Source organism: Kangiella koreensis DSM 16069 (assembly GCF_000024085.1).
Taxonomy (GTDB): Bacteria; Pseudomonadota; Gammaproteobacteria; order Enterobacterales; family Kangiellaceae; genus Kangiella; species Kangiella koreensis.
This window is the reverse complement of record NC_013166.1, coordinates 1,040,073-1,053,032: the sequence shown is the minus strand read 5'-3', so window position 1 is coordinate 1,053,032 and position 12,960 is coordinate 1,040,073. Positions and strand designations below refer to the sequence as shown.

General features: G+C 46.4%; 9 protein-coding genes. 4 read left to right on the top strand and 5 right to left on the bottom strand.

The window, feature by feature from the left end; all coding sequences use genetic code 11:
- Position 1: 1 nt before the first annotated feature.
- The 5 genes from prpF to KKOR_RS05015 form a co-directional block, all read right to left on the bottom strand.
- A complete protein-coding gene (prpF, locus tag KKOR_RS05035; RefSeq protein ID WP_012800936.1) occupies positions 2 to 1,186 on the bottom strand; it encodes a 2-methylaconitate cis-trans isomerase PrpF in 1,185 nt (394 codons plus the stop codon).
- A 309-nt stretch (positions 1,187 to 1,495) separates the two neighbouring features.
- On the bottom strand, positions 1,496 to 4,087 hold the full coding sequence (gene acnD / locus KKOR_RS05030) for a Fe/S-dependent 2-methylisocitrate dehydratase AcnD (protein ID WP_012800934.1): 2,592 nt from the start codon (positions 4,085 to 4,087) through the stop codon (positions 1,496 to 1,498).
- Positions 4,088 to 4,492: 405 nt separating this feature from the next.
- Positions 4,493 to 5,632, bottom strand: coding sequence for a bifunctional 2-methylcitrate synthase/citrate synthase (gene prpC / locus KKOR_RS05025; RefSeq protein WP_012800933.1), 1,140 nt, complete (start codon positions 5,630 to 5,632; stop codon positions 4,493 to 4,495).
- A gap of 20 nt (positions 5,633 to 5,652) precedes the next feature.
- Positions 5,653 to 6,537: a methylisocitrate lyase gene (gene prpB / locus KKOR_RS05020; RefSeq protein ID WP_012800932.1), complete on the bottom strand. Its 885-nt coding sequence runs from the start codon at positions 6,535 to 6,537 to the stop codon at positions 5,653 to 5,655.
- A 183-nt stretch (positions 6,538 to 6,720) separates the two neighbouring features.
- Complete coding sequence (locus KKOR_RS05015) at positions 6,721 to 8,226, bottom strand: fumarate hydratase (protein ID WP_012800931.1); 1,506 nt, start codon at positions 8,224 to 8,226, stop codon at positions 6,721 to 6,723.
- A 175-nt stretch (positions 8,227 to 8,401) separates the two neighbouring features.
- On the opposite strand from KKOR_RS05015, the gene pabB reads away from it, so the two are divergent.
- The 4 genes from pabB to KKOR_RS04995 all read left to right on the top strand — a co-directional run bounded on the left by pabB (position 8,402) and on the right by KKOR_RS04995 (position 12,955).
- Entirely contained in the window at positions 8,402 to 9,820 is a 1,419-nt protein-coding gene (gene pabB / locus KKOR_RS05010) for an aminodeoxychorismate synthase component I (RefSeq protein ID WP_012800930.1), read from the top strand.
- Entirely contained in the window at positions 9,813 to 10,376 is a 564-nt protein-coding gene (locus KKOR_RS05005; RefSeq protein ID WP_012800929.1) for a CoA pyrophosphatase, read from the top strand. Before pabB ends, KKOR_RS05005 begins: the two co-directional genes overlap by 8 nt.
- 144 nt (positions 10,377 to 10,520) lie before the next feature.
- A complete protein-coding gene (locus KKOR_RS05000; protein WP_012800928.1) occupies positions 10,521 to 11,894 on the top strand; it encodes an L-serine ammonia-lyase in 1,374 nt (457 codons plus the stop codon).
- 164 nt (positions 11,895 to 12,058) lie between these two features.
- Positions 12,059 to 12,955, top strand: coding sequence for a TIGR01777 family oxidoreductase (locus tag KKOR_RS04995; protein WP_012800927.1), 897 nt, complete (start codon positions 12,059 to 12,061; stop codon positions 12,953 to 12,955).
- Positions 12,956 to 12,960: the final 5 nt, after the last annotated feature.

The following is a 12,960-nucleotide window of genomic DNA, read 5'->3' as shown; positions in this document are numbered from 1 at the left end:
TCTAAAAACAATCACCTGGCACTTTTACCCAGCCTTCCATTAAGACTCGTGCACTACGGCTCATGATGACTTTTTTGGCGAGCCAGTCGTTGCCTTGCTTTTGGGTTTCTGCGCCAACTTTAAGCGTGCCTGATGGGTGTCCAAAGATGACGCCTTGGCGATCTCCTCCGCCGGCGGCTAGATTGACTAATGTGCCTGGAATGGTTGCTGCGGTGGCGATGGCGACGGCGGCGGTGCCCATCATGGCGTGGTGTAGTTTACCCATGGATAAGGCACGAACATTAAGGTCAATGTTGCTGGCTTTGATTTGCTTACCGCTGGAAGATACGTAATCTGCTGGCGGTGCAACGAAAGCGACTTTCGGCGTGTGTTGACGATTGGCGGCTTCTTCGATGTCTTTGATTAAACCCATCTTAACTGCGCCATGGGCACGAATGAGTTCAAACATCAGTAAGGCTTTGCCATCGTTATTGATCGCTTCTTGTAGCTCTGTACCGTTGTAGTTCACTTCGTTGGCGTTAAGGAAGATGGTTGGGATACCGGCGTTAATCATGGTCGCTTTTAAGGTGCCTATACCAGGTACTTCTAAATCATCGACTAAATTTCCCGTCGGGAACATGGAGCCTTCGCCATCAGCGGGATCCATGAATTCCACTTTAACTTCGGCTGCTGGGAAAGTGACGCCATCCAATTCAAAGTCACCCGTTTCCTGTACTTCGCCATTGGTGATTGGCACATGAGCAACAATCGTCTTTTCGATATTGGCTTGCCAGATGCGAACGACCGCAACGCCATTGTCTGGAATACGGCTTGAATCAACCAGTCCGCTGCTGATTGCGAATGAGCCAACTGCCGCGGTTAAGTTTCCGCAGTTGCCACTCCAGTCGACGAATGGCTTGTCGATTGAGACCTGACCGAATAGATAATCCACATCGTGATCAGCTTTAGTGCTTTTCGACAGAATGACCGTTTTACTAGTGCTGGATGTTGCACCACCCATGCCATCGGTATGTTTGCCGTATGGATCTGGACTACCGACAACGCGGAGTAATAATTTGTCGCGTGCTTCGCCCGGAACCTGCGCTGCTTCGGGTAAGTCGATCAGGTTAAAGAAAACACCTTTACTGGTGCCACCACGCATGTAGATGGCTGGGATTTTGATCTGTGGAGGAAACTTGTTAGGCATCATGACACCTTATCTTATTAGTTTGGTAGGGGCGCACCTATGTGTGCGCCCGATTTATTTTCCCAAGAGCAGATTCTGACTTTCGTCAGAATGACATGCCTGTTTGTTTTGTCTTACTACCGAGACAACGCAAGCCACCACGGGATGACAGAGCAAATAGTAGATTCCCGCCTACGCGGGAATGACAAGCTTAATGGTTCTGTCGTAGCCTCGAAGGAGCAAAGCGTCTTCAAGGTTTTACATCTCTACATGGTAGGGGCGCACCTGTGTGTGCGCCCGATACATTTTTAAACCGCGGGGTGACAGAGCTTAAGCATTGCCACTCAGGAAATCTTGGGCGAATCGCTGCAATACGCCACCAGCCTCATAAATAGACACTTCTTCAGCAGTATCCAGGCGACACAACATGGGGACTTCAACGGTTTCACCGGTTTTGCGTTTAATCACTAAGGTCATGGTCGCGCCTGGCGCAATATCACCTTTAACATCGAATGTTTCTGTACCGTCGATGTTTAAGGTTTTGCGTGTGGTGCCTTGTTCAAATTGAAGCGGTAATACGCCCATGCCGATTAAGTTGGTGCGGTGAATTCGTTCAAAGCCTTCGGCGGCAATCACTTCAACGCCTGCTAGTCGAACACCTTTCGCTGCCCAGTCGCGCGATGAGCCTTGGCCATAATCAGCGCCAGCGACGATTATTAATGGCTGCTTGCGTTCCATGTAGGTTTCTATGGTTTCCCACATGCGCATTTCTGTACCTTCTGGTTCAAGACGCGCCAGCGAACCTTGTTTGATGGAACCATCTTCGTTGCGAACCATTTCGTTCAACAGTTTCGGGTTGGCGAAAGTCGCGCGCTGTGCGGTGAGGTGGTCGCCTCGGTGAGTGGCATAAGAATTATAATCTTCTTCAGGTACCCCCATCTTGTCGAGATAGGCACCGGCTGCACTGGATTTTTGAATTGCGTTTGACGGTGACAGGTGATCGGTTGTGATGTTATCGCCCAATACCGCTAAAGCACGCATATCTTTCATGGTGCGCTCGCCCGCCAATGCGCCTTCCCAATAAGGAGGACGACGGATGTAGGTACTCATTTCGCGCCAGTCATACAATGGATTGGTTGTCTCGCCCATGTCTACTTTCACGTTAAACATTGGCTCGTAAACATCGCGGAACTGTTGAGGTTTAACACTGGCGGCAATCACTGAATCAATTTCTTCATCGGTTGGCCAGATGTCTTTCAATGTAACTGGGTTGCCGTCTTTGTCAGTTCCCAGAACATCTTTTTCAATGTCAAAGCGAATGGTTCCGGCAATGGCATAAGCAACGACTAATGGCGGAGATGCGAGGAAGGCCTGATCGGCGTGCGGATGAATACGGCCATCAAAGTTACGGTTACCTGACAATACTGCGGTCGAATACAAATCACGCTCTTCGATTTCTTGCTTAATTTTTGGATCAAGCGCGCCACTCATGCCGTTACAAGAAGTACAGGCATAACCAACCACACCAAAACCAAGATTCTCAAGTTCAGGAAGCAATTTGGATTCTTCAAGATACATGGTTACTGCTTTTGAGCCTGGTGCTAATGAGGTTTTAACCCATGGCTTACGCGTTAAGCCTAGTTTGTTTGCGTTACGCGCGATCAAACCAGCGGCAATCATGTTGCGCGGATTACTGGTATTGGTACAGCTGGTGATGGCAGCGATAATACAGGCACCATCAGGCATTTTGCCTTCTTCGGTTTCTATATGTTTCGCAATACCTTTGCTGGCCAAGTCTGCAGTTGAAACTCGTGCATGTGGATTCGAAGGGCCTGCAATGTTGCGACCAACCGAAGACAAATCAAAGGTCAACACACGTTCATATTCGGCACCGGTTAAACCATCTGCCCATAGGCCTGTTTGCTTGGCGTAGGTTTCAACCAGCTTAACGTTCTCATCATCACGACCGGTTAAGGTTAAGTAATCAATGGTTTGTTGATCGATATAGAACATAGCGGCGGTTGCGCCAAATTCTGGTGTCATATTAGAAATGGTTGCGCGGTCGCCTAGCGTCAGATGCGAAGCACCTTCGCCGAAGAACTCAAGGTATGAAGATACAACGCGCTCATTACGCAAAAATTCGGTAATAGCCAGCACGATATCGGTACTGGTGATTCCGGGTTGCGGCTTGCCGGTTAACTCAACACCAATAATGTCGGGTAGGCGCATGTATGAGGCACGTCCTAACATCACGCTCTCGGCTTCGAGACCGCCGACACCCACAGCGATAACACCCAAGGCATCAACCATTGGTGTGTGGCTGTCTGTACCAACTAAAGTATCCGGGAAAGCCACACCATTGCGCGACTCAATCACTGGCGACATACGCTCTAAATTGATCTGGTGCATAATGCCGTTACCAGGCGGTACCACGTTAACGTTTTCAAAGGCAGTCTTACACCAGTTGATAAAGTGGAAACGATCTTCGTTACGGCGTTCTTCAATGGCGCGGTTCTTTTCGAATGCATCTTTCTCATAGCCGGCATGTTCAACCGCCAATGAGTGATCGACAATTAATTGCGTTGGAACAACTGGATTTACTTTCGAAGGATCACCGCCCTTCTCCGCGATGGCATCGCGTAAACCCGCCAAATCCACAAACGCGGTTTGTCCTAGAATATCGTGGCACACTACGCGTGCAGGAAACCATGGAAAATCCAGATCACGCTTACGCTCAATGATTTGCTTCAGTGAGTCAGTCAGTGATTCAGGATCACAGCGACGCACCAAATTTTCTGCAAGCACTTTTGAGGTGTAAGGAAGTTTATCGTAGGCACCCGGTAGAATGGCTTCAACCGCCTCACGCGTATCGAAGTAATCTAAGTTAGTGCCTTCAAGTTTCTTTCTGTAATTTGTGTTCATAAGTTTCCACACGATTGTGTTTGATGGATTTGGTTGAAATCTCTACTACTTAATCATAGCTGTCACTCCCGCGAAGGCGGGAGTCCATAAAGCAGAAAAATGGATTCCCGCCTTCGCGGGAATGACATATCTGTTAATTTTGTATGTTAGGAATTAGCCGAAGGCGTCACCCAACGTTTCCTTTAAAAGCGAAAAGCAGATCCTGAATCTAGTTCAGGATGACAAACCTGTTAGTTATTTTATAATACTGCAAGCTAAGTGCTCGCAGACTCATAGCTAAATTATAAAATTAATTTTTAGCACCAAGAGCAAGGCTTGCAATTAATTTATTTGAGGAAGTTTACACGGAGTAAACGACGATAATAAATTGATTGCGTAACGCAGCTATTGGCGCTAAAAAATATTTTAACGCTTGTCGATTGGAACGAACTTCTTATTTTCTGGCCCATTATAATTCGCGCTTGGACGAATAATCTTGCCATCAACACGCTGTTCCATAACGTGCGCTGACCAACCGGTTATACGCGAGATTACGAAAATTGGTGTGAACATGGCTGTTGGGATACCCATTTTGTTGTACGAAACCGCTGAGAACCAATCCAGATTCGGGAACATTTTCTTTTCGTCCCACATCACTTGCTCAAGGCGCTCGGCAACGTCATACAATTTCATGTCGCCCTGCTCTTCCGACAATTCTTTAGCGACTTTCTTGATCACTTCGTTGCGCGGATCAGAAACGGTATAAACAGGGTGACCGAAACCAATGACGATTTCTTTGCGAGAAATGCGTTCTTTGATATCTGCTTCGGCTTGGTCTGCGTTGTCGTAACGCATTTGAATGTCAAGCGCCACTTCGTTAGCACCACCGTGTTTCGGACCACGCAATGCGCCGATACCGCCACAAATCGCTGAGTACATGTCTGAACCGGTACCTGTAATGACGCGGCTGGTGAAGGTTGATGCGTTGAACTCGTGTTCTGCATAAAGATTCAATGAGATCTGCATGGCACGAACCCATGAATCCGGACATGGCTCGCCATGCAACAAGTGTAGGAAATGACCGGCAATTGACTCTTCATCAGTTTCCAGATCAATGGCTACACCGTTATGCGAAAAGTGATACCAGTACAACAACATGGATGGGAAAGACGCTAACAAACGATCAGCAATGTCTTTCGCTTCGTTCATCGGCTGGCTTTCGCGCTCTGGCAATACGGTGCCGAGCATCGAACAACCGGTGCGCAAAACATCCATTGGGTGAGCGCTAGCTGGAATGAGTTCCAGTGCATCTTGAAGTAGTGCTGGCAAACCACGAAGTGCTTTTAATTTACGTTTGTAATTGGCTAACTCAGCTTTGTTGGGTAACTTGCCATGAACTAATAAATGGGCAACTTCTTCAAACTCGCAGTTTTCTGCCAAGTCTAAAATGTCATAGCCACGGTAATGTAAATCATTACCGGTGCGGCCTACTGTACACAGCGCAGTATTTCCTGCCGCTACGCCTGACAGTGCTACGGATTTTTTTGGTTTTGGTAAATCTGACATGGTTTAACTCCTAGTCTATTTTATTTCTTTTTGGCTTTTTCTTGCGCGAATAATTCGTCGAGCTTTTGCTCGTATTCGTGGTAGCCAAGATAGTCGTATAATTCTTCGCGTGTTTGCATGATATCAATCACGTCGCGCTGATGTCCTTTCGCCAATACATCTTTATAGTATGTTTCGGCGCCTTTGTTCATGGCACGGTAGGCACCACAACAATATAAAACAATATCAACGCCGACTTCACCTAACTCTTCACATGAGAATAAAGGTGTGGCGCCGAATTCGGTAATATTTGCCAGGAACGGAGCCTTCACGTGTTTGCGGAAAGTGGCATAATCTTCCAGTGAACGCATCGCCTCTGGGAAAATCATATCGGCACCCGCTTCGATACAAGCATTAGCGCGGTCAATGGCAGACTGCATACCTTCAACGGCTAACGCATCGGTACGCGCCATAATAACAAAGTTTTCATCGGTACGAGCATCGACTGCTGACTTAACGCGGTCGACCATTTCCTGCAGGCTGACAACTTCTTTATTAGGACGATGACCACAACGTTTAGTTGCTACCTGATCTTCCATGTGGAAACCGGCAGCGCCTGCTTTGATTAGAGCGCGAGTTGTGCGAGCAATATTGAATGCACCACCGAAACCTGTATCGATGTCTACCATTAATGGCAATGAACAGACGTCAGTGATACGACGAATATCAACCAACAAATCTTCAGCAGTTGAGATACCAAGGTCTGGCATACCTAATGAATTGGCTGCAACGCCACCACCTGAAAGGTAGATGGCTTTATGACCAATTTTTTCAGCCATACGCGCGGTATAGGCTGTGATGGTTCCCATTAATTGTAGCGGATGGTTTTCTTCGACCGCTTTACGAAATTTTAAACCTGCACTCATAATATAAACCTTATTGTTTCTTGTGGTGCTTCAACAAACACCGTACTTTCTTTCTGAGCTTTGTTGGGATTCGCTACGCTCATCGCCAACCTACTTATTCGTACTTTTCGGTGCGTCACGACGCACCCTACATTCTTAATTTTATTTCTAACGCAGTGTTTTCAAGCGCAGTAGCCAAACCCGTTAGCCTGCCAACTTAACCTTCCACACCGCCGGTCCAGTTTTATGCACTGATTCGCCTTCAGAATCCACAGCCACCGTCACTGGCATATCTTTGACGTCGAATTCATAAACCGCTTCCATTCCCAGTTCTGGGAAGGCAACGACTTCTGAATGTTTGATTGCTTTCGAGACCAGGTAAGCTGCGCCGCCGACGGCCATCAAATACACTGACTTGTGCTTTTTGATGGCTTCAATAGCTTCATCACCGCGTTCTGCTTTGCCAATCATGCCAAGTAGACCTGTTTTATCAAGCATCATGTCGGTGAATTTATCCATGCGGGTTGCGGTTGTTGGGCCTGCTGGGCCTACTGCTTCATCACCGACTGCATCAACCGGGCCAACGTAGTAGATGAAGCGATTGGTGAAGTCGAGCCCTTCTGGCAAGCCTTCGCCTGAATCGAGTAAATCTTTAATCTTTTTATGCGCAGCATCACGGCCGGTGAGAATTTTACCATTCAGTAATAAGACGTCTCCAGGCTTCCAGCTACTGACTTCTTCCTGCGTGATATTGTTCATGTCTACACGTTTAGCATCTGCGGCGGCTTCGTATTCCATATCCGGCCAATCTTCAATCGATGGTGGAGTAAGAATAGCAGGCCCGGTACCGTCTAATGTGAAATGAATATGACGCGTTGCGGCACAGTTCGGAATCATGGCAACGGGCTTTGAGGCTGCGTGAGTTGGCCAGTCTTTGATTTTGACGTCTAGGACAGTCGTAACACCGCCCAAGCCTTGTGCGCCAATACCCAGCTTGTTGACCGCTTCGTAAATCTCGATACGCAACTCTTCAACACGATTACTTGGACCGCGTTTTAGCAGCTCCTGCATATCGATTGGGTCCATCAAGGATTCTTTGGCCAATACCATGGCTTTTTCAGCGGTACCACCAACACCAATACCGAGCATTCCCGGCGGACACCAACCAGCGCCCATCTTCGGCACTGTCTCTACCACCCAGTCAACAATCGAGTCACTTGGGTTAAGCATCACAAATTTGGATTTGTTCTCAGAACCACCGCCTTTCGCTGCACAGGTCACTTCAACCTTGTCGCCTTTAACCATTTCAACGTGCACCACAGCTGGTGTGTTGTCTTTTGAATTAAGACGCTTGCCCGCTGGGTCCATTAATACCGAAGCGCGCAGAGGATTGTCAGGATTTAAATAGGCACGACGAACACCTTCATCTACCATCTCCTGAATGGTCATGCCGCCTTCAAAGCGCGCATCCATCCCAATTTTGACGAAAGCACAGGCAATACCCGTATCCTGGCACACCGGACGATGACCCATCGCGGACATACGAGAATTAACCAGGATCTGTTTCATGGCATCTTTGGCCGCAGGGCTTTCTTCTTTTTCGTAGGCTGCGGTCAGCGCCTGGATAAAATCTTTAGGGTGGTAGTAGGAAATATATTGAAAGGCATCAGCAACACTTGCAATAAAGTCTTCTGCTTTAATGGCAGCCATTAAGTCTCTCCCGTGGACGGCTCAGAATGAGTAAATTTGTGCTTCGCTATACAAGAAGCAAACAAACCTCTAAAATCGGCAGAACATTATACAGGCTGGCAATGGCGTTTCCCAAATTTTGGGCGCTAATTATTCGACTTTAGCCATCAAATTGACTCTTTTTTAAACTATCTGCATGAAAAACACACAAAACACAGCTCAATTTGTTGAATTTCCTTACCGAGACCCAGCAGCCCTTCGTAACCTTTTCTCCTGGTTCGCTAACGAGCCATGGGCCTTATTGCTGGATAGCGGCAAAACCAGCCATCAGGCAGCCAGATTTGATCTGATTTTAGCTCGTCCACGAGCAACCATTCGCTTTAGCGAGGGGAAGACTGAGGTTACCGGCCTTGATCTAAAGCTCAACCACACGCCTTTCGAAGATTTACGTCAGTTTTATCAGGCAGGTCTTGAGGACTATTTACCACTGCCCAAACAATTATCGCGTCTGCCCTTTCACGGTGGTATTGCTGGTTATTGCAGCTATGACCTCGGTCGCTACGTTGAAAAAATTCCAAGCATTGCTGAAAAAGATATTCAATTGCCGGAAATGGCTTTTGGTTTGTATGAGTGGGGCTTTATCAGCGACCACCAACAGCAAAAATGCTACCTGCTAAAGTTTTCCGATTACTGCGAAACCTATTGGGAAGATATTATTCGTGAGTTCGAAGGCTATTTCGAGCAGGCAGAAAACAAGAGTTTCGAAAACTTTCAATTAGCAGACAACTGGCAATCTAACATGAGCCAGCAAAGCTACACTGATAAATTCCAAAAAGTGCATGATTATATTCATGCTGGTGATTGCTATCAGGTTAATCTGGCCCAACGCTTCAAGGCGCCTTATCAAGGCCATCCCTGGAATGCCTATCTGAAACTGGCCGAACACAATCAGGCGCCCTTCTCAGCTTATATGAACCTCGAACAACAACAGATTCTTTCCGTTTCGCCAGAGCGTTTTATTGAAGTTAAGAAGCAAAAACACAAAAGTCATGTTGTGACGCAACCGATAAAGGGCACCCGTCCCCGCTCAAAAGATCCGATTGAGGATGAACGTCTATCGGATGAGCTACAGAACAGCGTTAAAGATCGTGCTGAAAATTTGATGATTGTTGATTTGCTACGCAATGATATCGGACGAAGTGCAGCAATTGGTTCCGTCAAAGTTACCAAGTTGTTCGAGCTGCAAACATTTACTTCGGTTCACCATCTGGTCAGCACCATAGAAGCCGATCTGGCGCCAGACAAAGATGCCATTGAATTATTGAAGTATTGTTTCCCTGGCGGCTCCATTACTGGCGCGCCTAAAGTTCGTTCCATGCAAATCATCGAAGAGCTGGAACCGCATCGACGGAGTATCTATTGTGGCTCAGTGTTGTATTATGACTTTAGAGGCATGTTGGATTCGAACATCGCTATCCGCACGTTAGTGACTGAAAATGATACGATTTACGCATGGGGCGGCGGCGGCTTAGTCGCAGATTCCGAGGCGGATAATGAATATCAGGAAACGTTGCATAAACTGAGTAAGATTTTACCCGTTCTTAAAGATGATTAAACTGATTGAAATTGAAAAAGCTCTGGCGCGTGCTAACCAGATCACACCAAAGGAGACCACACTCAGACCAAGCGCGGTTCTGGTACCAGTGGTGGAACGCGAACAAGGCCTGCAGCTTTTGCTGACGCAGCGAACTGATCATCTGCGCCACCACGCTGGTCAAATCAGTTTTCCCGGTGGACGCATGGATAGAACCGATAAAGATCTGATCCATACAGCTTTACGCGAAACTCATGAAGAAGTCGGTATTCCTGATCAACTGATCAATGTGTTGGGCAAACTTCCGCTACAACCAACTATTTCCGGCTTTATGATTCAACCTGTCGTGGCCCATATTCAGCAGCATTATGAAATGCGCCTGTGTGAAGATGAAGTCGCCGACGCATTCGAAGTGCCGCTTGATTTTGTGTTAAATCCAGACAACCAAAACCACTCCTACCGAGACTATAGAGGCAAGCGCTATTCGGTTTATTCGATTCCCTATCAGGAGCGCAATATCTGGGGCGCAACCGCCAATATCATAGTTGAGTTTTCAAAACTTATTCGCACTTTCTAATTTCAGTTATTTTTTAACAATAAATACCGCTTATAAACTTTCGTTCATTACCGTAGCTGGTCTGATTAGCTAGCCATAGCAACTGCTAGTTATAGCGAGTACAATCGGGGGTATTAACTTTGATTAAATCTTTGAGGTTTTACCTTGGCAATTAGCGTTTTTGACATGTTCAGTATTGGTATCGGCCCCTCGAGTTCTCATACCGTAGGACCGATGCGAGCAGCACATCGTTTTATTGAGTTTTTGACTGACAAAAATCTGTTAGATTCGGTTGCTCGAGTCAAAGCCGAACTCTATGGCTCGCTCGGCGCAACGGGTAAAGGTCACGGTTCTGATAAAGCGGTTATGATTGGTCTTGAAGGGCATCTGCCAGAAGAAGTTGACCCTGATATTATTCCTGCCCGCCTGGAAACTATTCGTGGCGAAAAAAAGATTAAACTTAACGGTGATACCGACATAAAATTTAACGAAGATAAAGACTTGGTTATGCATCGTCGGAAATCATTACCACGCCACTCCAATGGTATGATTTTCTTAGCCTTCGATAAAGACGGTAATGAGATTGCAAAGAAAACCTATTACTCAGTTGGTGGTGGCTTTGTAGTCAACGAAGATATCGACGCTGATACACCAATCATGGAAGATGACACCAAAGTTAAATACCCATTCACCAGTGCAGCTGAGCTTTTGCAAATCTGTAAAGATGAAGGGATTTGCATTTCTACTTTAATGCTGGAAAACGAAAAGTCTTGGCGTAGCGAAGAAGAAGTCAAAGCTAAGTTACTTGAAATCTGGCGAGTAATGGAAGACTGCATCAAGCGTGGCTGTAACCGTGAAGGCATTTTACCTGGCGGCTTAAAAGTTAAGCGTCGCGCTCCGGGCATTTACAGAAAACTAAAATCTGACTCGAATGAAAATGATGTGTTACGTGCCATGGACTGGGTTGATCTGTATGCGCTTGCTGTGAATGAAGAAAATGCAGCAGGTGGCCAGGTGGTAACAGCGCCAACTAATGGTGCAGCGGGTATCATTCCTGCAGTTCTATTCTACTTTATGCGCTTCCATCAAAATGCTGATGAAAAAGCCGTTATCCGCTTTTTATTAACCGCTGGTGCGATTGGTATTTTATATAAATTGAATGCTTCGATTTCTGGCGCTGAAGTTGGTTGTCAGGGCGAAGTTGGCGTGGCCTGCTCAATGGCTGCCGGTGCATTAACTGAAGTTATGGGCGGCAGTCCATTACAGGTTGAAAATGCCGCTGAAATTGGCATGGAACATAACCTTGGATTAACCTGCGATCCGGTTGGTGGCCTGGTTCAAGTCCCCTGCATAGAGCGTAATGCAATGGGTTCCATCAAAGCCATTAACGCTGCCCGCCTTGCTCTGCGCGGCGATGGTGAACACAAAGTATCTCTCGATAAAGTCATTAAAACCATGTGGGACACCGGTATGGATATGCGTGATAAATACAAAGAAACAGCGCGTGGTGGTTTGGCCGTTCATATTATTGAGTGTTAGCCTTTCATTATGCATTAAGGGGTTAGAGATAATTCACGAGTTGTCTCTAACCCATTCCATTTACAACCCTCCCCAAACGAACCCAAATCACTAACTCCTTCACTTCACTTGCACAATTAGCTTGCTATACTGACTCTATGACTTAATGGCAATTGAGGGATCTTATGGAAACCATTTTAGTTACAGGTGGTACCGGGTTTATTGGCCGGAATTTAATACCGCTGCTACAAAAAGATAATTACAATATTGTGGTGCTTAGTCGAACACCGACTAAATATGAGGATGATTTCTATTATAAGCATGTGAAGCTGATAGAAAATCTCAGTGAAGTTAAGCACGCGGATATTGTGATTAACTTGGCGGGGGCGAACTTATCAGCCAAGCGCTGGACCGATAAGTATAAACAGGAAATTGTTAACAGCCGACTTGATTTAACGGAGAATCTGATTGATTGGATGACCCATCAAGAACGCAAACCACATACTCTAATAAGCGGTTCTGCCATCGGTTATTATGGCCCTCGCGGCAATGAAACGCTGGATGAAAACTCAACCTCGGGTAACGCTTCAGAATTTCAGGTTCGACTATGCTCAAAATGGGAAGATACAGCCTATCGAGCTGAGAGTCTTGGTCTTCGTGTATGTTGCATTCGTACAGGCGTCGTACTTGGCAACCAGGGAGCCCTTTCACAGATGCTACTGCCCTTTAAATTTGGTCTTGGTGGCAAACTGGGCTCTGGTAATCAATACTTTTCCTGGATCCACATTCTTGACCATGTTCGAGCAATTAAGCACATAATAGACAACAATAGTTTGTCAGGCTCCATCAACTTAACGGCACCGAATCCTGTTACTAACGAAACCCTGACCAAAACACTAGGCAAAGTGTTAGGCCGACCTACTTTCATGACGGTTCCAGGTTTTGCTCTAAAAGTTGTTATGGGAGAAATGGCTCATATTCTATTAACCGGGCAAAGAGTCGTGCCTCACAAACTGGAAGAATCAGGCTTTAACTTTGAATTTCCAGAACTGGAACAAGCGTTACATCAAATTTTGAAATAAAAAAA